The 21687-nt window shown below is 59.7% G+C and carries 21 protein-coding genes; 8 read left to right on the top strand and 13 right to left on the bottom strand.

Annotation, left to right across the window (positions count from 1 at the left end):
- Positions 1-76: 76 nt before the first annotated feature.
- The 4 genes from galS to QMM04_RS11765 all read right to left on the bottom strand — a co-directional run bounded on the left by galS (position 77) and on the right by QMM04_RS11765 (position 4394).
- Positions 77-1117, bottom strand: coding sequence for an HTH-type transcriptional regulator GalS (galS, locus tag QMM04_RS11780; RefSeq protein ID WP_150058672.1), 1041 nt, complete (start codon positions 1115-1117; stop codon positions 77-79).
- 141 nt (positions 1118-1258) lie between these two features.
- Positions 1259-2419: a DUF418 domain-containing protein YeiB gene (yeiB, locus tag QMM04_RS11775; RefSeq protein WP_282996230.1), complete on the bottom strand. Its 1161-nt coding sequence runs from the start codon at positions 2417-2419 to the stop codon at positions 1259-1261.
- 54 nt (positions 2420-2473) lie between these two features.
- Positions 2474-3139 carry a GTP cyclohydrolase I FolE gene (gene folE, locus QMM04_RS11770; protein WP_215480499.1) on the bottom strand — a complete coding sequence of 222 codons (666 nt, stop codon included), beginning with the start codon at positions 3137-3139 and terminating at the stop codon, positions 2474-2476.
- Between the two features lie 124 nt (positions 3140-3263).
- The gene (locus tag QMM04_RS11765) at positions 3264-4394 is read right to left on the bottom strand and encodes an MFS transporter (RefSeq protein WP_262257586.1); all 1131 of its coding nucleotides are present in this window, start codon (positions 4392-4394) and stop codon (positions 3264-3266) included.
- 103 nt (positions 4395-4497) lie between these two features.
- Between QMM04_RS11765 and QMM04_RS11760 the strand changes: the two genes are divergently transcribed.
- Genes QMM04_RS11760 through fghA form a run of 3 tightly spaced genes read left to right on the top strand, consistent with a single transcriptional unit; the run spans position 4498 to position 7434 of the window.
- A complete protein-coding gene (locus QMM04_RS11760; protein WP_058757258.1) occupies positions 4498-5409 on the top strand; it encodes a LysR family transcriptional regulator in 912 nt (303 codons plus the stop codon).
- A gap of 45 nt (positions 5410-5454) precedes the next feature.
- Complete coding sequence (locus QMM04_RS11755; RefSeq protein WP_021509276.1) at positions 5455-6579, top strand: S-(hydroxymethyl)glutathione dehydrogenase/class III alcohol dehydrogenase; 1125 nt, start codon at positions 5455-5457, stop codon at positions 6577-6579.
- Positions 6580-6591: 12 nt separating this feature from the next.
- A complete protein-coding gene (fghA, locus tag QMM04_RS11750; protein WP_021509275.1) occupies positions 6592-7434 on the top strand; it encodes an S-formylglutathione hydrolase in 843 nt (280 codons plus the stop codon).
- Between the two features lie 47 nt (positions 7435-7481).
- Here the strand turns inward: fghA and QMM04_RS11745 are convergent, their stop codons facing one another.
- From QMM04_RS11745 to QMM04_RS11725, 5 genes are all read right to left on the bottom strand, one after another.
- Positions 7482-8270, bottom strand: a complete 789-nt coding sequence (locus QMM04_RS11745; protein WP_021509274.1) for an ABC transporter ATP-binding protein — start codon at positions 8268-8270, stop codon at positions 7482-7484.
- Complete coding sequence (locus QMM04_RS11740) at positions 8270-9349, bottom strand: iron ABC transporter permease (protein WP_058769937.1); 1080 nt, start codon at positions 9347-9349, stop codon at positions 8270-8272. Before QMM04_RS11740 ends, QMM04_RS11745 begins: the two co-directional genes overlap by 1 nt.
- 160 nt (positions 9350-9509) lie before the next feature.
- Positions 9510-10976: an amino acid permease gene (locus tag QMM04_RS11735; RefSeq protein WP_021509272.1), complete on the bottom strand. Its 1467-nt coding sequence runs from the start codon at positions 10974-10976 to the stop codon at positions 9510-9512.
- A 136-nt stretch (positions 10977-11112) separates the two neighbouring features.
- Positions 11113-11979: a DNA-binding transcriptional regulator YeiE gene (gene yieE / locus QMM04_RS11730; RefSeq protein ID WP_058775786.1), complete on the bottom strand. Its 867-nt coding sequence runs from the start codon at positions 11977-11979 to the stop codon at positions 11113-11115.
- A gap of 9 nt (positions 11980-11988) precedes the next feature.
- On the bottom strand, positions 11989-12366 hold the full coding sequence (locus QMM04_RS11725; RefSeq protein WP_058757253.1) for a YkvA family protein: 378 nt from the start codon (positions 12364-12366) through the stop codon (positions 11989-11991).
- Positions 12367-12472: 106 nt separating this feature from the next.
- Between QMM04_RS11725 and QMM04_RS11720 the strand changes: the two genes are divergently transcribed.
- The gene (locus QMM04_RS11720) at positions 12473-13519 is read left to right on the top strand and encodes a YeiH family putative sulfate export transporter (protein WP_150361310.1); all 1047 of its coding nucleotides are present in this window, start codon (positions 12473-12475) and stop codon (positions 13517-13519) included.
- A gap of 56 nt (positions 13520-13575) precedes the next feature.
- Positions 13576-14421 (top strand): deoxyribonuclease IV, encoded by an 846-nt coding sequence (gene nfo, locus QMM04_RS11715; protein ID WP_058775787.1) that lies wholly within the window; start codon positions 13576-13578, stop codon positions 14419-14421.
- Positions 14422-14491: 70 nt separating this feature from the next.
- Here the strand turns inward: nfo and fruA are convergent, their stop codons facing one another.
- From fruA to QMM04_RS11695, 4 genes are all read right to left on the bottom strand, one after another.
- Positions 14492-16189: a PTS fructose transporter subunit IIBC gene (gene fruA, locus QMM04_RS11710; RefSeq protein WP_215480501.1), complete on the bottom strand. Its 1698-nt coding sequence runs from the start codon at positions 16187-16189 to the stop codon at positions 14492-14494.
- A gap of 16 nt (positions 16190-16205) precedes the next feature.
- Positions 16206-17144, bottom strand: a complete 939-nt coding sequence (fruK, locus tag QMM04_RS11705) for a 1-phosphofructokinase (protein ID WP_021509266.1) — start codon at positions 17142-17144, stop codon at positions 16206-16208.
- Complete coding sequence (gene fruB / locus QMM04_RS11700; RefSeq protein WP_058769932.1) at positions 17141-18271, bottom strand: fused PTS fructose transporter subunit IIA/HPr protein; 1131 nt, start codon at positions 18269-18271, stop codon at positions 17141-17143. Before fruB ends, fruK begins: the two co-directional genes overlap by 4 nt.
- A gap of 277 nt (positions 18272-18548) precedes the next feature.
- Positions 18549-18803, bottom strand: a complete 255-nt coding sequence (locus QMM04_RS11695; protein ID WP_058775788.1) for a YkgJ family cysteine cluster protein — start codon at positions 18801-18803, stop codon at positions 18549-18551.
- Between the two features lie 152 nt (positions 18804-18955).
- Here QMM04_RS11695 and yeiP point away from each other — a divergent pair, with 152 nt between their 5' ends.
- The 3 genes from yeiP to QMM04_RS11680 all read left to right on the top strand — a co-directional run bounded on the left by yeiP (position 18956) and on the right by QMM04_RS11680 (position 21355).
- Positions 18956-19528 carry an elongation factor P-like protein YeiP gene (yeiP, locus tag QMM04_RS11690; protein WP_031280049.1) on the top strand — a complete coding sequence of 191 codons (573 nt, stop codon included), beginning with the start codon at positions 18956-18958 and terminating at the stop codon, positions 19526-19528.
- Positions 19529-19627: 99 nt separating this feature from the next.
- Positions 19628-20602, top strand: a complete 975-nt coding sequence (locus tag QMM04_RS11685; protein ID WP_282996227.1) for a GTP-binding protein — start codon at positions 19628-19630, stop codon at positions 20600-20602.
- 45 nt (positions 20603-20647) lie between these two features.
- The gene (locus QMM04_RS11680) at positions 20648-21355 is read left to right on the top strand and encodes a phosphatase PAP2 family protein (RefSeq protein ID WP_058769930.1); all 708 of its coding nucleotides are present in this window, start codon (positions 20648-20650) and stop codon (positions 21353-21355) included.
- The last annotated feature ends 332 nt before the right edge of the window (positions 21356-21687 follow it).

Below are 21687 nucleotides of genomic sequence, written 5' to 3'. Positions count from 1 at the left end.
TCAGTCCGGTAAGACGCTGCCATCATAGTGAGCGCCATGTTAATTAACTGTGAATACAATCACAGATTGGAAACGGTTACACGGCGCTATCGCCTGAATTAGTGACCGACTCCACAATTTGCCGCTGCGCCACTGAATGGCGCCGCACCAGCGTAGGCATGAAGCAGTGCGCGGCGTGCGGATCGAGCGTGCCTGCTGCGCCCTGCAGGGCCAGCTCAGTCGCCAGTTTCGCCATAGAAACAATGGGATAGCGTACCGTGGTCAATTGCGGGTCGGTGTAGCGGGAAATGGGGATATCATCGAAGCCGATGACAGAGAAATGCTGCGGCACCTGAATACCGTTATCTTTCAGCGCAGTGAGCGCACCGGCCGCCATGCCATCGTTATAGGAGAACACCGCAGTGAGGTGCAGATTGCGCCCCAGCAGTTCCACCATCGCGGCTTCACCGCCCTGCATGTCCGGTTCGGCATGTGCAATCCAGCCCTCCGGCGGGCGGATGCCCTGCTCCGCCAGCGCCTGCAGCCAGCCGTCGCGGCGCTGCGCCACGTCCTCAATCGGATGGCTGGAGCTGAGGTATCCAATGCGCTGATGGCCCTGCTGTAACAGCATACGCGTCGCTACCTGCGCCCCGGTAACATTGTCGAGGCAGACGCAGCGGTGCTCGTAACCGGGAATAGTACGATTAATCAATACCATACCGGGAACCTGATCCATAAACCGGGCAAGCTCCGCGTCTGTAAGCGTTTTCGCGTGCACCACCAGCGCGTTGCAGCGCTGGCGGATCAGCACCTCAATGGCATGGCGTTCTTTCTCTTCCTGATGCCACGAATTGCTGATGAGCACATGCTTGTGCATGCGCTGCGCCACGGTATCCACCGCTTTAACCAGCGCACCAAAGAAGGGATCGGAAACGTCCATGACCACCACGCCGATGGTATCGCTCACCTGGGTAGCCAGCGCCTGCGCGTTAGCATTCGGCCGGTAGCCGAGCAATTCAACCGCCTGCAGCACGGCTTCGCGGGTATCAGAGGTGACTGCACTGCTGTTATTGAGCACCCGCGACACGGTGGCAACGGAAACCCCGGCCTGACGGGCGACATCACGAATCGTTATCATGCAGTTGTTCCACAGAGGAGAAAATGCGCGACTGGCGCGTAACGGCGCTATTCTGTCAGGGCATCGGAAACAGCTGCGTGAATTACGTCACACGGATGAAAACGGTTACATACAATTATGCAACCTTTGTGATGAACATCATTATCTGCCGGCGGACGCGTTGTCCGCTTTTCCGGCGGCGAGCTGCGTCAGCCGGCGCCAGATCCACTCCATCGGTCCCTGCGGGAAGACGCGCAGCCACAGCACGGAGAACAGAATATTGACCAGCCAGATAGCCGGTACAAAATCCAGTAGTTGCAGGCGGTCAAATTTGAGGAACAGATCGAAGCGATAGAACAGCGTGGTGCAGATTAGCGTCTGCAGCAGATAATTGCTCAGCGCCATGCGGCCGACGCACTGAATGGCGTAACTGAACCGCGTGGCGGCGATGGCCGGCCAGTAACCGAGACAGAGCGCAGCGTAGCCAAGGCTGATAAACGGACTGGCGAGATCGCGTGGCACCTGCAGGAAAAAGCCGCTCCAGCGAAATTCCCACTGTAGCAACCACTGTGCCAGCACGCCGGGTATGGCAATCAGCCAGCCGATGGTCAGTAACAGCGCCGCCGCGCGTCGGTAGTGTTGCAGACTAAACTGGCCGCTCAGCCAGCCGCTGCGCATCAACGCGGCACCGATCAGCATCAGCCCGGCCAGCTGCCAGCCATACTGCGAAGCCAGCGCCATCAGGCCGGATGACAGGTGTTCGAGGCGATTCTGCACCGCTTCCCAGCCGCCGACCAGTTTCCAGTAGCTCTCATACTCCAGATCTGCCGCGCCCGGCAGCCACGAACGCGTCGGCTGCGGACTGGAGATGACGCCAAACACCAGCAGCACGGCACAGCCCACCAGATAGAGCAGCACGCCGGTATGTAATAGCGCCCGCTCCGACGGCACATCACGCAGCATGCGCCAGACAATCAACCCAATCAGGCCATAATCCAGCAGGATGTCGCCTTCCCACAGGAACACCGCGTGGATGAACCCGATGAAGACCAGCAGCGTTAAGCGTGAGGAGATCCAGCGGCTGCCGCGCGGCACCTGCAGTGCCAGTCCGGCACCAAACAGCAGCGCAAACAGCGTCAGGAATTTTAGCTGCGCCAGGCCATCCATGATTGCCCAGGTCCAGGCATCAGAAACGGAGGCTTCACCCTGCCAGGCCGGATTGAGATAGGCCGCCGAGGGCAGACCAAAGCCGACAATATTCAGCAGCAATATGCCGAGAATGGCGCAACCACGAATGAAATCCAGCGCGAGATAGCGTTGCATCGAGTGCCCTGACGGTGAGAGGAACACGGGCGACAACGACGCCGCCCGCGCTGCTTAGCTGTGGCGTACCGCGCGCAGGAACTCCTGACGCGTGTTCTGGCTCGATTTGAACAATCCGCCAAGTGAAGTGGTGGTGGTCGCGCTGGTCGCATCTTTGACGCCGCGCGCTTTCACGCAGTAGTGCACCGCATCGATCGACACCGCCACGTTATTGGTGCCCAGCAGAGTTTGCAGCGCCACCAGCACCTGCTGGGTTAAACGCTCCTGCACCTGCGGACGCTGGGCGAAGAACTGAACGATACGGTTGATCTTCGACAGGCCAATTACCTTGTCTTTAGGGATATAGGCCACGGTGGCTTTGCCGTCGATGATCACGAAGTGGTGTTCACAGGTGCTGGTCAGGGTGATATCACGCACGGTGACCATTTCGTCCACCTTCATCTTGTTTTCGATGACGGTGATTTTCGGGAAGTTGGCGTAATCCAGACCTGAAAAGATTTCGTCGACGTACATCCTGGCGATGCGGTGCGGCGTCTCCATCAGGCTGTCGTCTTCCAGGTCCAGATTCAGCAGCTGCATAATCTGGGTCATGTGGCCGGCGATCTCGCGCTTGCGTGACGCGTCGTCCATGTCGCGCACCGGGGCGCGTAATGGCGTTTCCAGGCCACGCGCCAGCAGTGCTTCGTGAACCAGGGCGGCTTCCTGACTTAAGGTGCTCATCGTACTCTTCTCCGGCAGGTGATGCGCCCGCAGGTCTGCGCCTGCGGGGGAAATTCTGAGCGCGTATTGTGAAACACAACGCGCGCTTAATCCAGCAATCAATCCGATTGGAAATGAAAGCGTTTCAGGTGGGCGATCGCCGCATCACCAGCGCCCCCGCCAGCAGCAACCCGCCTCCGGCCACCCACAGCGCCGGATCGAGCCGGTGCCACAGCAGGCTGGAAATCCAGGACAGCAGCGGTCCACCGAGCTGTCCGATGGCATAACCGGTTGTGAGCAGGCCGGCGAGATAGCGCGCGTGGTGCGGCGCCAGCTCCCGGCTGTACTGCAGCGACAGCTGCACCACGCAGAGAAAGCCGCCGCCAATCAGCAGCGCCGCCAGCAGCAGACCGTTGATGCCCGGCAGTACGATGGCCGCGATTACGCCCAGCGCCTGCGCCCACAGCACCAGCGCCAGCCGCCGATGGCTGCTGCCCCAGTGGCGCGTCACGATCCCCAGCACGATGCCGATCACCGCCGCCCCGCCAAACACCGGCCAGACAAACTGCGCAAAAGCGCTATCAGGGAAGCGCGCCGCCGCCATTTGCGACAGGAAGGTGGCGGGCAGAATATAGCCAAAGCCGGCGAGGCTGTAGCTGAGGATCAGACGCTTCAGGTCACGCGTCAGCAGCAGCGGCTCAGCGGCCTGTTGCGGGCGATGCAGCTGTCCGCTGCGCGGCAGGAAACGCGCAATCGCGGCAATCAGCAGCAGCGCCAGCACACCGTACGCCGCCCAGGCAAACGCCGCGCTCACGCCGCTGGCGTGCAGCATTACCGCCAGCATGCCGCTGATGAAGATGCCGGTGCCGGGACCGGCAAACACCGCTGCCGACAGGCCCGGCCGGCTGTGATGCAGCAGTTGCTCATTGCTCCATGCTGCCACCAGCACCATTGCCCAGCCGCTGGCGACACCGATCAGGAAACGCACCACCGCATGCAGCCACGGCCCGCTGATACAGGCGGACAGCAACGTCAGCGCGACGGCACCCCAGACGCCCAGCTGCAGCCGCCACTCCACGCGCCGCTGCGCACGCATCGCGTCAAACGATCCGGCCAGATAACCGAGATAGTTCAGCGCGGCGACCAGGCTGGCGCTGGCGAGCGTGAGCTGACCGTCGTGAATCATCAGCGGCACCTGCGGGGTAAACGCAAATCGCCCAATCCCCATTGCAACCACTAAACTTAAAAACGCGCTAAGCGCGACTCGCCACGCCATTCTGACTCCGGATCGATTGGATTATCACTTGTCAGCAGCATGCATGACGTTTAGACTCACGAAAAGTGAATAATATTAACCAAGTTGTTTACGAGAAGAGAATATGGATTTAGTACAGCTCCGCATGTTCTGTTCCGTGGCCGAAACCGGCTCACTGGCGCGCGCCGCCGAAATGCTGCATCGCGTGCCGTCTAATCTCACCACGCGACTGCGACAGCTGGAAGAAGAAATCGGCGTCGATCTGTTTATTCGTGAGAAGCAGCGCATTCGTTTGTCGCCGATGGGCCACAATTTCCTCAATTATGCGCAGCGTATTCTGGCATTGAGCGACGAGGCGCTGAACATGGCGCGCGCCGGTGAACCCGGTGGTAACTTTGCCTTCGGTTCGATGGAGAGCACCGCCGCCACTCGCCTGCCGGGATTGCTGGCCGCCTATCATCAGCGCTTCCCCAACGTCGCGCTGTCGCTGGTGACCGGCACCTCAGGCGATATCATCGATAAAGTGCGCGCTGGCACGCTGGCGGCCGCGCTGGTGGACGGTCCGGCCAGTCATGACGACCTGAATGGCTGCATCGCCTTTCGTGAAGAGATGGTGCTGATCACCAGCCTCGAACACGCGCCGATTCACAGCGCCCGCGATACGCAGGGCGATACGCTGTTTGCCTTTGGCAACAGCTGCTCGTACCGCACCCGGCTGGAGTCCTGGTATCGCGACAGCCAGAGCGCACCGCACAGCGTTATGGAGATTCAGTCTTATCACGCCATGGTCGCCTGCGTAGCCGGTGGCGGCGGCGTGGCGATGATTCCCGCCTCGGTGCTGGCGCAGATGCCGGCCCGCGCGCGCGTGCAGCAGCACAGCCTGCCGCCGACCTGGCGCGACACGGCCACCTGGCTGATGTGGCGCCGCGACGCCTTTACGCCCAACGTTGAGGCGCTGAAGTATCTGATTATTGAAATGTTTGATGACCGCCCGCTCAACGATGAACTGCTGCATCCGCTGCAGGCCGCTGAGTAAGCGTTATTTTTTATCCAATCACGACATCACAGGAAGAGGGATTGCATGAACATGATTAAAACCCGCGCGGCCGTGGCCTGGGCTGCTGGCGAACCGCTGAAGATTGAAGAAGTGGATCTGATGCCGCCACAGAAAGGGGAAGTGCTGGTGCGCATCGTTGCCACCGGCGTGTGCCATACCGATGCTTACACCTTGTCAGGTAAAGATCCGGAAGGCGTATTCCCGGCGATCCTCGGTCACGAAGGTGGCGGCGTGGTTGAAGCGGTGGGCGAAGGCGTTACCAGCGTCGCGGTCGGCGATCACGTGATCCCGCTGTACACGCCAGAGTGCGGCAAGTGTAAATTCTGTCTCTCCGGCAAAACCAACCTGTGTCAGGCAATCCGCACCACGCAGGGCAAAGGGCTGATGCCCGACGGCACCACCCGCTTCTTCAAAGACGGCAAGCCAATCTTCCATTACATGGGCACCTCGACCTTCTCTGAGTACACCGTCGTACCGGAAATCTCCCTGGCGAAAATCAGCAAAGAAGCGCCGCTGGAAGAAGTGTGCCTGCTCGGCTGTGGCGTGACCACCGGCATGGGCGCGGTGATGAACACCGCCAAAGTGAAAGAAGGCGACACCGTGGCGATTTTCGGCCTCGGCGGTATTGGCCTGTCGGCAATCATTGGGGCGAAAATGGCGAAGGCCGGTCGCATCATCGGTATTGATATCAACACCAGCAAGTTTGACCTGGCGCGCAAATTGGGCGCAACCGACCTGGTTAATCCGAAAGATTTTGCTAAGCCAATTCAGGAGGTTATCGTCGAGATGACCGACGGCGGCGTGGACTTCTCGTTTGAGTGTATCGGTAATGTCAACGTGATGCGTTCCGCGCTGGAGTGCTGCCATAAAGGCTGGGGCGAATCAGTGATTATCGGCGTTGCCGGTGCCGGCGAAGAGATTTCTACCCGGCCGTTCCAGCTGGTTACCGGTCGCGTATGGCGCGGGTCGGCGTTTGGCGGCGTGAAAGGACGTACTCAGCTGCCGGGAATCGTGCAGGATTACCTCGACGGTAAGTTTGCGCTGAATGATTTCATCACTCACACCATGCCGCTGGAAGAGATCAACGAGGCATTTGAGCTGATGCATGAAGGCAAATCGATCCGTTCCGTGGTGCATTTTAATAAATAAGCAGGAGGCGACATGGCATCCACTCTGGAGCTGCTGGAAGAACACCGTATTTTTGGCGGCTGGCAGCAGCGCTGGCGTCATCAATCCGCCGTGCTCAACTGCCCGATGACGTTCAGCATTTTTCTGCCACCGCCGCGCGACGACGCGCCACCGCCGGTGGTGTGGTTTCTCGCCGGGCTGACCTGCAACGATGAGAACTTCACCACCAAAGCCGGTGCGCAGCGCGTGGCGGCCGAACTCGGTCTGGTGCTGATTATGCCGGACACCAGCCCGCGCGGCGATGCAGTGGCCAATGACAGCGGGTACGATCTGGGCCAGGGTGCCGGGTTTTATCTCAACGCCACGCAGCAACCGTGGGCGGCACATTATCGCATGTTCGATTATCTCAGCGAGGAGCTGCCGGCACTGGTGGCGGATAACTTCAAGCTGAGCGATCGCCAGTCGGTAATGGGACATTCGATGGGCGGCCACGGCGCGCTGGTGCTGGCGCTGCGCCTCGGCGGGCGCTTTGCGTCGGCGTCCGCGTTTGCGCCAATCGTCAACCCGACCGAAGTGCCGTGGGGACAGAAAGCCTTTGCCGCCTATCTGGGCGACGATCGCCAGACGTGGCGCGAGTGGGATAGCTGCCTGCTGATGCAGAACGCTGAACATCGCCTGCCAGTGCTGATCGATCAGGGCGATAGCGATCAGTTCCTCGCCGATCAGCTACGCCCGGAGCGGCTGGAAGCAGTGGCGCGCGAGCAGAACTTCCCGCTGGAGCTGCGTATCCAGCCGGGGTATGACCACAGCTACTTCTTTATCGCCAGCTTCGTGGAGGACCATCTGCGGTTCCACGCGCAGCATTTACTGGCGTAATGCACTTCTCTGCCCCTCTGATGCTGAGGGGCAGAACGTGTCTGGCGTCAGGCCAGTGATTCCGCCACCAGCCCATCAATCATTACCTGAGGCATGCCCTGTGAGCAGTGCTCAATGCGACCGCGCACGCCATACACCTGCGCCAGCGTCTCCGGCGTAATCACCTGCGACGGCACACCGTCGGCCAGTAATTGCCCCTGCTTCAGCATCAGCGCGTGATCGGCATGACGCAGAGCGATGTTAATGTCATGCACCACCACCACCGTCACCATATTGCGCAGCCGGGTTTCGCGCCGCACCAAATCCATCACGTGGAACTGATAATTCAAATCCAGCGCGCTGAGCGGTTCATCCAGCAGCAGCAGTTCCGGACGGCGAATCAGCGACTGCGCCAGCCCGACCAGCTGCTTCTGGCCACCGGACAGCTGATCGAGATAACGCATCGCCAGATGGGCAATGCCCAGCTGCTCCAGCAGGTGCATGATTTCCGCTTCACTGGCGGCGCTGTGTAATCCGCCGGAGGCACGCTGCGCCACGATGATCGACTCCAGCACGTGCAGATGCACGCCGGCTGGCAGCGTCTGCGGCAGATAGACCACGCGCTGCGCGCGCCGGGCAAACGGCTGGCTCATCAGCTCTTCACCGTTGAGCCACAGCTCGCCCTGCCCTTTGCTCAGACCGGCCAGCGCGCGCAGCAGCGTCGATTTGCCGCAGCCGTTGGGGCCCAGCAGTACGGTGATTTTGCCGCGTGGCAGCTGCGTGACATTGAGATCGTCGATGACGTTCCGCTTCGGGTAACCGGCATAAAAGTGGCTGACGCGTAAGCCCTGCTCCATCACACTGTCCCCCGATGCCGCAGAATAATGCTGAGAAAGAACGGCACGCCCACCAGCGAGGTGACGATGCCGACCGGAATGATGACGCCGGGAATGAGGTTTTTCGAGGCTACCGACGCCAGCGACAGCACCAGCGCGCCGGTCAGCGCACTGGCCGGCAGATAGTAGCGGTGATCTTCACCAAACATCATGCGCGCAATGTGCGGCGCGACCAGGCCGATAAAGCCGATCGGGCCGACGAATGCCACCGCCAGCGCTGAGAGAATGCTGATGCGCAACAGCGTCGCCAGCCGCAGACGCCGCACATCAATGCCGAAGCTCACCGCGCGATCTTCACCCAGGCGCAGCGCCGTGAGTTTCCAGCTGCTGAGCATCGAGAACGGCAGCAGGATGGCAAAGGCGGCGCTCAGCACGCCCAGTTTTTCCCATGAGGCACGCGCCAGACTGCCCATGGTCCAGAACACCAGGCCCTGCAGCGTATCTTCGCTGGCGATGAACTGCATCATCGAAACCAGGGCGTTAAAGGTGAACACCAGCGCGATGCCAAACAGCACCACGCCGGAGGTTGAGACTTTGGTCCAGCGCGTGATGCCATCCAGCATCAGCGCGGCAAACAAGGCGAAGACAAAGGCATTGGCGGAGATCAGCCACTGGTCCGGCACGCCGGGAATACCAATGCCGAGAATGATCGCCAGCGCGGCACCAAACGCCGCTGCCGACGAGACGCCGAGCGTAAACGGGCTGGCCAGCGGGTTATTGAGGATGGTCTGCATTTCAGCACCGGCGAGGCCGAGTGAGAAGCCGACCACCACCGCCATTAGCGCATACGGCAGACGGATGTCCCAGACGATCACGCGCGTGCCAGCATCCACCGCTGCGGGATGGAGCAGCGTTTGCCACAGCGTATTGAGCGTCAGGCCGGCCGGGCCAAGGGTGAAATCGAGGATAACTGAAGCGAGGATCGCCAGCACCAGCACACCAATCAGCAGCAGTCGCTGACGCAGAACCTGACGATAACGGGTCAGGGTATCGGCTTCGGTGCCATGTTCCGCCACCAGCGCGGAGTCCGTACTACGCATTGTTCTACCTGTTTCCTGTCGCCTTATAACGGCTGCCACAATAGAGCAGGTGATAATAATTATCAATGCTGTCTCTGTAACAAAGCCCGAATGGTTTGCGCCAGGTTTGCATAGCGTAATAGTTCGCAAAAAAACGCGGCCGTGGCCGCGTTGTCAGGCATTACTGCTTAAAGGAAGGGAATTCCATCTCGCTGTATTTCACGAAGCGGGTGCCGCGCGTCAGCTTATAGCCCAGCCAGATCACCAGGAACAGCGGAATGCCGATATAGGTTGCGGCTACGCCGTACCAGTCGATGCGATCGGCGAGGAATGCCTGATAATTCTGCCCCAGCGTAATGATCAGACACAGCGCGAACGCAAACATCGGACCCAGCGGGAAGAAGCCGGAGCGGTAAGGCAGATCGGCCAGATTAAGCCCCTGCGCTACATAGCCGCGGCGGAAGCGATAATGGCTGATAGCAATGCCGAGCCAGGCGATAAAGCCGGTCATCCCTGACGTATTCAGCAGCCACAGGTACACTTCCTGATTGCCAAATTTCGAGGTCAGGAAGCACAGCGCTGCCACCACCGTGGTCGCCAGCAGGGCATTGCGCGGTACGCCGCCTTTCGACAGTTTCGCAAAAATGCGCGGTGCCTTGCCTTCCTGCGCCAGGTTAAACAGCATGCGCGTTGAGGCGTACATGCCGGAGTTACCCGCCGACAGCACCGCCGTCAGGATCACCGCGTTCATCACCGCCGCTGCGGACAGCAGACCGGCATTCTGGAACACCAGCGTGAACGGGCTAACGCTGATATCGGTGACATCGTTATGCAACAGCTGCGGATCGGTATACGGCAGAATCAGGCTGATGATCAGGATCGCGAACACATAGAACAGCAGAATACGCCAGAACACCTGGCGCACCGCGCGCGGAATATTCTTCGCCGGGTCTTCTGATTCACCGGCGGCAATCCCGATCAGTTCGGTGCCCTGGAAGGAGAAGCCGACAATCATCGCCACGCCAATCATCGCGGCAAACCCGCCGGCAAACGGCGCATCTCCCACCGTCCAGTTGTGCCAGCCAGCATTTTCTGCGCCGCGCAGGATGCCGGTAATCATCAGCACACCGACCACAATAAAGATGATGACGGTGGCGACTTTGATCAGTGAGAACCAGTATTCCGCCTCGCCGAAGCCTTTGACCGAAATATAGTTGAGCAGGAACATCAGACCGAGGAACAGCGCGCTCCAGATCCAGCCCGGCGTGTCCGGGAACCAGTAGTTCATCACCAGCTGTGAGGCGACGAGGTCAACAGCGATGGTCACCGCCCAGTTGTACCAGTAGTTCCAGCCCAGCGCGAAGCCAAAGCCCTCTTCGACATATTTGGCGCCGTAGGTGGCAAAGGAACCGGAGACCGGCATAAACGCCGCCAGTTCGCCGAGGCTGGTCATCAGGAAGTAGACCATCAGGCCGATCAGTGCGTAGGAGAGTAACGCACCGCCAGGACCCGCCTGAGAGATAGTGGCACCCGAGGCGACAAACAGGCCGGTGCCGATAGAACCGCCAATGGCGATCATGGTGAGATGGCGCGCTTTTAATTCACGGCGCAGCCCAGGTTGTTGTGTTGTTTTTGAGTCATTATGCATGTGTAAACGCTATGCTGGATAAAAATAAGGCGCGATTGTAGCAGCAAAGCCTGCACTGTATAGCATTCGCCTCGGGTTATTAGTTACCTTCATAATCGGCCGGGAATTATTAGCCACAGCACAGGACACACCGCAGCTATTCCCGGCAATAGGCGAGGAAGCGGCTCAGCGCTTTCGACAGATGTTTCTGCCGGTGATGGATGCGATACAGGGTGCGCGTCAGGCGCGGCAGGGGCACCGGCACTTCCGTCAGCGTGCCCGCCTCAAGCAGATCGGTAATCACCCGGCGCGATAAGCAGCTGATGCCCATGCCGTGGCGCACCGCGTGTTTAATCGCCTCCGAATTGCCTAACTCCATCCCCAGCTGAAACTGCGGCAGGTGCGACAGCAGCAGGTAATCGACAATCTCACGCGTACCGGAACCGCGCTCGCGCAGGATCCACGGCGCAGCGGCCAGCGTCTCCAGCGTCACCGGCTGCTGTAACAGCGGCGCATCCGGCGCGGCGAACACCACCAGTTCATCTTCCAGCCACGGTTCGCTGATGATATCCGGCTCATGGCACGGCCCTTCAATCAGGCCGATATCGACGCGAAAATCAGCCACCGCATTGATGGCGTCCTGGCTGTTGCCGACGCTCAGCTCCAGCGGCAGCGTGGGAAAATCACGGCGATACGCGGCGATCATCCCCGGCAGCAGATAGTTGCCGATGGTGCTGCTGGCAAACAGGCGAATCGCTCCGTTGTCTTCTTTAAACAGCTGTTCGATCTCAATCGCCTGCTCCAGCAGCCCGACCGCACGCGGATAGAGCAGCCGGCCGTGCTCGTTGAGCACCAGCCGTTTGCCGACGCGGTCAAACAGCTGCACGCCGAGCTGACTTTCCAGATCGGCCAGGGCCGCGCTGACCGCCGACTGCGACAGCGCCAGCACCTGTGAGGCCTGAGTGGTGGAGCCGCTTTTCAGCACCTCGGTAAACACTTCAATCTGACGCAGCGTAATGTGCATGCGTGCTCCTTACATGGCGTACCGCTTCACCAGATAGATCACCACCGCCAGCCAGATCAGCAGCATCAGAATCAGGCCGCTCCAGCTGACGATCTTTTTGCCGCGCGCCCGTTGCACCTCGGCGCGTTCGGCGCTGCTGATGCGCACGTCGCGCGGCAGCAGACGCAGCAGGATCATCACGCCAAGCGGGATGATAATCGCGTCATCCAGCAGGCCAATAATCGGGATGAAGTCCGGAATCAGATCGATGGGGCTGAGCGCATAAGCGACGATGCCAAACGCCAGCAGCTTAAACCACCACGGCGTACGCGGATCGCGACAGGCAAACCACAGCGTCAGCACGTCCCGTTTGATGAGCTTCGCCCAGCGGCGCAAGCGCATGAACATTGTTGCCCTTCCTTATCACTTATTCCGGTTGATTATAAATATATTATCAATTTCACTTTTAAGCCAGCCAGGCGCACGCTAAAGCCTCACTGAGGAGAAGCGTATTATGGCTGAACTAAGCGTCAACAAAACCCCTTTTCATGTTCATCGCTGGCTGCCGGGACTGCTGCTGACCGCCGCCATCGCCGCAGGTGCCGCGTGGCTGGCCAGTCAGCCGTGGCTGGCGGGCGCGGGATTCGGCGCGCTGACGCTGGCCATCATTATCGGCATCGTGCTGGGTAATAGCCTATATCCCCGCGTTGCGACCCCGTGCGACAGTGGGGTGCTGCTGGCCAAACAGCGACTGCTGCGACTCGGCATCATTCTTTACGGCTTCCGCATCACCGTGCAGCAGATCGCCGATGTCGGCGTCAGCGGCGTGCTGATTGATGTGCTGGTGCTAAGCTCAACCTTTCTGATCACCTGCCTGATCGGCATCCGTGTACTGAAAATGGATCGCGAAACCGTGTGGCTGATTGGTGCCGGCAGCAGCATCTGCGGTGCGGCAGCGGTGCTGGCAAGTGAACCGGTGATCAAAGCCGCACCGTCGAAAGTGGCGGTCGCGGTGGCCACCGTGGTGCTGTTTGGCACCGTCGGCATTGTGCTGTACCCGTTTCTCTGGACGCTGCTGCCACAGGTCAGCGCGCAGCACTTTGGCGTCTTTACCGGCTCGACGCTACACGAAGTGGCGCAGGTGGTGGCGGCTGGCCATGCGATGGGCGCGGAAACGGAGAACACGGCGGTGATCGCCAAGATGCTGCGGGTGATGATGCTGGCACCGTTTCTGCTAATCCTCGGCAGCTGGCTGCAGCGCCAGCGCAGCCACCAGCGTCAGGCACAGCAGCCGATCCGCTTTCCGTGGTTTGCCCTGTTGTTTATTGTGGTGGCGCTGTTTAACTCGCTGCACCTGCTGCCACCGCCGGTGGTGTCGGGACTGAATCAGCTGGCGAATCTGCTGCTGGCGATGGCGATGGCGGCGCTGGGCTTAACCACCCGTTTCGGCGCGCTGAAGCAGGCGGGCGTCAAACCGCTGCTGCTTGGTCTGCTGATGTTTATCTGGCTGATTCTTGGCGGCGGCGCACTGAATGTGCTGGTGCAACATTTCATGGCGTAAGCGCATCCGCTATCATGGGCGTTTTGCATCAGCAATCGCCCATTCAGGAGAGCGGCATGAAATATATCGGCGCACACGTAAGCGCATCCGGCGGCGTAGACCAGGCAGTGATCCGGGCCCATGAAATCGAAGCCACAGCCTTTGCGCTGTTCACTAAAAATCAGCGCCAGTGGAAAGCCGCGCCGCTCTCTGCGCAGGTGATCGACGCTTTTAAAACCGCCTGCGATCAATACAACTTTAGCGCCGCGCAAATCCTGCCGCACGACAGCTATCTGATTAACCTCGGTCACCCGGTGATGGACGCGCTGGAGAAATCGCGCGAGGCGTTTATCGATGAGATGCAGCGCGCCGAACAGCTTGGTCTGACGCTGCTCAACTTCCATCCCGGCAGCCACCTGCAGCAGATTGATGAAGATGCCTGCCTGAAGCGCATCGCCGAGTCGATCAACATTGCGCTGGATAAAACCCACAACGTGGTAGCGGTGATTGAGAATACCGCCGGTCAGGGCAGCAACCTCGGTTTCCGCTTTGAACACCTCGCGGCGATTATTGACCACGTCGAGGATAAGTCGCGCGTCGGCGTATGCATCGACACCTGCCATGCCTTCGCTGGCGGATATGATTTACGCAGCGAAGCCGCCTGTGAAGCTACCTTTGCCGAGTTTGAGCGCGTGGTGGGCTTTCAGTATCTGCGCGGTATGCACCTTAACGATGCCAAAAGCACGCTCGGCAGCCGCGTGGATCGCCATCACAGCCTCGGCGAGGGCAACATTGGCAAGACCGCGTTTAGCTGGCTGATGAAGGATGCGCGTTTTGACGGTATCCCGATGATTCTCGAAACCATCAATCCGGATATCTGGAAGGATGAAATTGCCTGGCTGAAGGCCGAGCAGCAGGCGTAACGGGTTTCACCGGGGCCTGTCGCCAATAAAAAAAGGGAGCCGCGGCTCCCTTTGTTGTTCCTGGCTGCCGTTACGCGGCTTTGACCAGTTCCTCTTCCGGACGTTTCAGAATCGCATAGCCCAGACCCGCAATCAGCGTACCAATCACAATCGCCAGCAGGTAACCCAGTACCGGCGTAATGGCGCCTGGAATCAGCAGGACGAACAGCCCGCCGTGCGGCGCCATCAGTTTGGCACCCATCGCCATGGAGATCGCACCGGTCACTGCGCCACCCACGATACAGCATGGCAACACGCGCATCGGATCACGCGCCGCAAACGGAATGGCACCTTCGGAGATAAAGCACAGGCCGAGTACCAGCGCGGCTTTACCGCCCTCCTGCTGACCTTTATTGAACTTACGACGCGCTACCAGCGTTGCCAGCCCCATCGCCAGCGGTGGCACCATACCGGCCGCCATGATCGCGGCCATCGGCGCGTAGGTTTGCGAACTCAGCAGACCGACACCAAACGCGTAAGCCACTTTGTTCACCGGACCGCCCATGTCGGTACACATCATGCCGCCCAGAATCGCGCCCAGCAGGACCGCGTTAGCAGTGCCCATGTTCGCCAGCCAGCTGGTCAGGCCGCTCATGATGCCGGCAACCGGTTTGCCTACCACGTAAATCATCAGCAGGCCGGTAATCAGACTGGCCACCAGCGGAATGATCAGAATCGGCTTCAGCGCTTCCATACTTTGCGGCAGCTTCACTTTGCTGCTCAGTAGTTTCGCGGCGTAACCGGCGATGAAACCGGCGATAATGCCGCCAAGGAAACCGGCGTTGATGCTGGTGGCAATCATGCCGCCAATCAGACCCGGCGTCAGGCCCGGACGGTCAGCAATCGAGAAGGCGATAAAGCCCGCCAGCACCGGCACCATCAGCGCAAAGGCGCTGCCGCCACCGATCTGCATCAGCGCCGCGGCTAAGGTGCCCTGCTCTTTAAACGCGGTAATCCCAAAGGCGAATGACAGCGCAATGCTCAGACCGCCGGCGACCACCATCGGCAGCATATAAGATACGCCGGTCAGCAGATGCCGATAGGCACCGGCTTTCTCTTTGCTGTCGCTCTGGCTGGCTGCCGCCTGGTTGCCGGAAGGCTGCCAGACTTTGGCTTCCGCCTGCGCTTTATCCAGCTCCTGTGCGGTTTTCTTCAGCGCCAGACTGGTGGAGGTGCGGTACATCGGCTTGCCGGCAAATTTCGCCAGGTCAACGTCGATATCCGCCGCAACGATCACCAGATCGGCCGCCGCCACTTCTTCCGGGGTGATCGGGTTGCCAGCGCCGACTGAGCCGCGGGTTTCCACTTTTACCCACCAGCCGCGCTTACTGGCTTCCGCCTCAATCGCCTCGGCTGCCATGAAGGTGTGCGCCACGCCGGTCGGACAGGCGGTGACGGCCACAATACGTTTCTGCCCGGTGCTCTGCGCCGGTGCACTTGCCGCCGGGGTTGCCGCAGCCGGCTGCCACGGTTGCGCCGCATCTTTAGCCAGCGCCAGCGCCGCCTGCGGATCGCGCAGCGCCTGCTGCACGTCCACGAGGGCAACGGACTTGCCGGCGAGCTGCGCGTTGTCGGTAACCTGCTGGCCAATCACCAGCACCAGTTCGGCGTCCGCGGCGCTGTCGACCAGCGTCAGTCCCGCCTGCCCTGCCGCCGCCTGCAGACGTTCCGAGGCTAAATGGCCTGATGCCAGGCCGAGTGACGAATCTTTTATCAGCAGCGTTTTCATTATCGCTCTCCTGCTGTTAGTTAACGGGTTGTAAGTCGACGCGCGCCATCATCGCGGCCAACTGGGTACGATCGGTCACGCCGACGTTGCTTTGGCTGACGGCCATGGCCGCCACCGCCGTCGCCAGACGCAGCGTGTGTTCACTGGATTCCCGCATCAGCAGGCCATAAATCAGGCCGCCAACCATCGAATCTCCGGCGCCTACGGTGCTGACCACTTCACACGCAGGCGGTTTGGCGATCCATTCGCCAGAGGCATTGACCCACAGCGCGCCTTCCGCACCGAGGGAGATCACCACGTGGGCAATGCCCTGCTCGCGCAGCTGGTGCGCGGCGTCAATCACATCCTGCAGCGTCGGCAGCTTGCGGCCGGCCCAAATCTCCAGCTCGCGGCGATTGGGTTTTACCAGCCACGGTGCCGCTTTCAGACCGGCCACCAGCGCTTCACGGCTGCTGTCAAAAATGATGCATGGGCAGTGGGTGCGCAGATCGCTCATCCATTTGGTGAACGCGTCCGGCGCAACGCCGGCTGGCAGGCTGCCGCTGACGCACACCATATCGAACTGGCCCAGCCAGGTCAGCGAGTCGGCGGTGAAGCGGTCCCAGTCCTGTGGCGTGACGTCAAAGCCCGAGAAATTGAGGTCGGTGACGTCGCCGTCTTTTTCCGTCAGCTTAACGTTAATGCGGGTACGGCCCTGCACCACCTGAAAACGGTTAGCGATGCCGAGTTCGCTGAACAGCTGCTGAAAGCCGTCCTGATTCTCTTTACCGAGGAAGCCGCCGACGGTGACGTCGATGCCGAGATCTTTCAGCACTTTGGCGACATTGATGCCTTTACCCGCAGCGTGCAGCCCGGTGGTTTTGACCAGGTTAACTTCGCCGCGCTCGATCTCCGGCGTGTAGCCGACCAGATCGTACGCCGGATTCAGGGTGATAGTGGCAACGCGACGACTCATGCTGCCCCCTCGCCCAGACCGCTATTAATGGCTTCTTCGATAGCGTGCAGTGCCTGCTGCGCATCGTCACCGCTGGCGGTGAAGCGCAGACGATGGCCTTTCTTCACGCCCAGCGCGACCACCTTCATCAGGCTGCGCCCGTTAGCCGGCTTACCGCTGCCGTCAAGATTGGTCACGGTGATATCGCTGTTGAACTGCTTGATCACGCTCACCAGCGCGGTGCCCGGACGCGCATGCAGACCGTGCTCGTTGCGGATGGTGAATTCCGCGGTTAAGACGTCCGCAGCTTCATCAACTTCGCTGGTCAGCAGCGCGAGAATGCCTGCCGCGTCCGCTTTCAGCAGGCGTTCAGCCTGCTTGTTCAGCAGCAGATTGCTGAGGTAGCCCAGCACCTCAAGCGGGCGCTGATCGGTGGCGGCGACCGTCAGCAGCAGCGCTACCGGTTCGCCCTGATGCGTCAGCGGCGTCGCGCTGCGGCTCACTGCCACCGCGCTGTTAAGGTTGCCGTGCGTGCTGTCGCTCAGCCAGATGCCCTGACCGAGGCTGAGCGGCGCGTGCGAGACGACGTCTGCGACAAAGCTGGCGTCGACGGCACCGGCCGCCTGCAGACGACCGGCGTTCAGCGCCTGCAGCGTCATCAGATCGCTGGCGGCCACGTCGGTGGCGATCAGCGACGTATCGAACTGGAATTCAGCGGCCTGCTTTTCACCCATCAGCAGCGCGCGCAGCTCTTCAGCAGAGGCAGATTTCAGCTGCTCCGCGATGCTGTCATCGCTTAATACGTGGGTCAGCTGGCGCAGCAGCGCGAGGTGCTCGTCAGATTTAGCGGCAATGCCGATGGCGACGTACGCCGTCTGGCCATCGCCCCAGTCCACGCCCTGCGGGAACTGATAAACCTGCACGCCGGTTTTCAGCACCAGATCGCGGGTATCGGTGGTGCCGTGCGGAATGGCGATGCCGTTGCCGAGAAAGGTGGTGGTTTGCTGTTCGCGCGCCAGCATGCCGTCGACGTAGCCTTCGGCCACATTTCCGGCTGCGGTAAGCGCAGCGGCAACCTGACGAATGGCCTGTTCTTTATCGGACGCGCTGGCGCCGGTGTGAATGGCCTGAACTTCGAGCTGGAACATATTTCTCCTCGCTTGCTGAAAGTGAATCGTTTCAGCCTGATGGCGAAAAAATACGCTGTGCGACACGGACTTAGCCGGGAGGACAACGCTGAAACGTTTCAGGGAATATGGTACAGCACCCGATTACAGGCAAGAAAATGCGCAATCGGCGTAGCAGATTTTTGATGCTCCGCACACTTCGCGGCGGATTTAGGATTTTTCACAGCGGGCGCGCTGACGCGTTGCTGTAACGCGGCACCTGCGACGAGCGTTCTGTTCAGCTCGCGTCAGCTTAAACTCAGGGCGCGGTATCCGCTTCCAGCTGCAGCAGGTAGATCATGGCGTCGGCGCGGCTGCTGCCACACATCTCCGCCTGTGGCTGTAAACCGGCACACACCGCCGGACGCAGCGGCGAACCAAAGATTTTGCAGCGCTGCTGTTCGTCGAGCTGAACGCAGCGGGTATTGGCCGGTTTGCCGTCAGGCATACCCGGAATGGGGGAAGAGATGGAAGGGGCTGTGCAACAGGCACCGCACTGGTCTCGACATAACATCATGCGCTCCTGCAAAGATTAGCGGCCGACAATAGCAGTCTGCGCCGCGGAATTCTATGCGCGACCAACAATTTTCACCGGCCTCACTTGCCTGTTTTTCACCGCGCGAGTAAGTTGGCGCGCATCTACCTGGTTATAGCGAGTCAAGCATTATGCCAAAGGCAAACGAAATCAAAAAAGGAATGGCCGTCACCTGGAACGGTAAACTGTTGCTGGTGAAGGATATCGATGTCCAGAGCCCAAGCGCGCGCGGTGCCGCCACGCTGTACAAGATGCGTTTCACCGATGTGCGCACCGGCCTGAAAGTTGAAGAGCGCTTTAAGGGTGACGACATTATTGATGCCATCCAGCTCAGCCGCCGCGCGGTGACCTTCTCATACATCGACGGCGACGAATACGTGTTTATGGATGACGAAGATTACACGCCGTACAGCTTTAAAAAAGATCAGATCGAAGAAGAGCTGCTGTTTATTCCGGAAGGCGGCATTCCCGGTATCCAGGTGCTTACCATGGATGGTCAGGTGCTGGCGCTGGAACTGCCGCAGACGGTAGACATGGAGATTGTTGATACCTCACCTGGCATCAAAGGGGCATCCGCCAGTGCGCGCACCAAACCGGCGGGCATGAGCACCGGCCTGTCGATTCAGGTGCCGGAATACCTGAGCAATGGCGATCGCATCCGTATCCATATTGCCGAGCGTCGTTATATGGGACGCGCCGATTAAGCGCACGATTTTCTCCGGCGGCGGTTGATTGTTATAGTATAACAACAGCCTGCGCGCCGGATGCGGTTGTCCGGCGCGGCTATTTTAACGGAGTAAATCATGACGCGCGTGAACCTGATTACCGGTTTTCTCGGTAGCGGTAAAACCACCACCCTGTTACATCTGCTGGCGCACAAACCGGCCAATGAAAAGTGGGCCATTCTGGTCAACGAGTTTGGCGAGATCGGCATTGACGGCGCCCTGCTCGCCGACCGCGGCGCCACGCTGAAAGAGATCCCCGGCGGCTGCATGTGCTGTGTTAACGGCCTGCCGCTGCAGGTCGGGCTGAATATGCTGCTGAAGCAGACCCAGCCAGACCGCCTGATCATCGAACCTACCGGTCTTGGCCATCCCAAACAGTTACTGAATATGCTGCGCGCGGCGGTCTATCAGCCGTGGATCCGTGTGGACGCCACGCTGACGCTGCTCGATCCGCGTCAGTTCGCCGATGCGCGCGTCACGGAGAATGAAAACTTTCGCGACCAGCTGATCGCCGCAGACATCATCATCGCCAACAAGAGCGACAAGTGGGATGCGGAAGATCGTCAGCGGCTGGCGAGCTGGCAGCAGCAGCATTTGGGCGACCGTCAACTGGTGGAAGCCAGCTGGGGCAACATTGATCCGGCGTTGCTGAGTCAGCCGGCATTGGCGGATCGTGCGGTACCCGATGCCGCGCATCATCATCATTCGTCACGTCCGCAGGGGCTGGCGGCGCTGAAACTGGAAGGCGAAGCGCGCTGGCGTCGTGCGTTAAATGAAGGTCAGGGCTATGCTTCCTGTGGCTGGATTTTCGATGGTGACACGGTGTTCGATACTATTCCGGCTTTAGAGTGGGCGCGGCTTGCGCCGGTGGATCGCGTGAAAGGCGTGCTGCGTACCGCTGACGGTCTGGTCAGCATTAACCGTCAGGGCGAAGACCTGTTCATCGAAACGCGCCCGGTCACGCCACCGGATAGCCGTATCGAATTGATCCACCATCAGGCCGCCGACTGGAACGCCTTGCAGACTGCCCTGTTGAAGATTCGTTTAAATTAGCTGCGGTAGGTTTGCCCGTTATTTTTTTCTTTTTGAGTTACTTTTATGCGCACTACTCGTTTGATCACCATCCTGCTGCTGAATGCGCTGGGTGTGATGCTATTTATGTCGTGGTATCTGCCGCCGGAGCACGGGTTCTGGTTCGCTCTCGACAAAGGCATCTTTTTTGGCTTTAACGACCAGATGGTCGACCATCACGGCTTTGCGCTGCTGGTGGCGATCACCAATTTCCGCGGTTTTGACGCGGTGTCACTGCTGGCGATGGGCCTGCTCTATCTTTGGTTCTGGCGCCGCGAAACGCCGCAGGGCCGACGTCGTATGCTGGCGATTGGTATCACCATGCTGCTGACGGCGGTGATTCTTAACCAGCTGGGCCATCTGCTGCCGGTTAAGCATGCCAGCCCGACGCTGTTCTTTGATAACGTGCATCGCGTCAGCGAACTGACCGGCATTCCGGCAAAAGATGCGTCCCGAGACAGCTTCCCCGGCGACCACGGCATGATGCTGATTATCTTCGCCTGCTTTATGTGGCGCTATTTCGGCTTCCGCGCCTTCCTGATGGGCCTGCTGATTGTGGTGCTCTTTTCCCTACCGCGCGTAATGGCAGGCGCACACTGGTTTACCGATATCGCGGTCGGTTCGCTGTCGGTGGTGCTGGTGGGCCTGAGCTGGTGGTTATTAACACCGGCCAGCGACAAACTGGTGAACTGGCTCTATCGTTCGCTGCCCGGAAAATATAAACCCCAGGCGTAATAGTTTAGCGCGGGCGATTATTTCCTGTTTTTAAGATCGCCTGCGCTTATTTAATCCTGCAATAAATTATTAGCGGACTAAGCGTTTTCTGATAAAAGAAAAACCTATGCGTCAAATCGTCTGACAATGGCGTTATTCCTGGCCTGTCCAGTCAGAACCCTCTTAAAATCTCCCTTAGCGCCAGAATTAGCCGCTGTTCCTGCCGTTAATTGACGCTTAAATCGCTACCAGTTGTTGATAAAGTAACCGTTGTGTTACAGATTGATTTCACATCAAAAAAACCTATAAAAATTTATATAAAAGCACTCGCCACGCGGTCTGTAATCGGTTAA

The organism is Pantoea sp. Pa-EAmG (assembly GCF_030024295.1).
Taxonomy (GTDB): Bacteria; Pseudomonadota; Gammaproteobacteria; order Enterobacterales; family Enterobacteriaceae; genus Pantoea; species Pantoea dispersa.
This window is presented reverse-complemented; position numbering and strand designations above follow the sequence as displayed.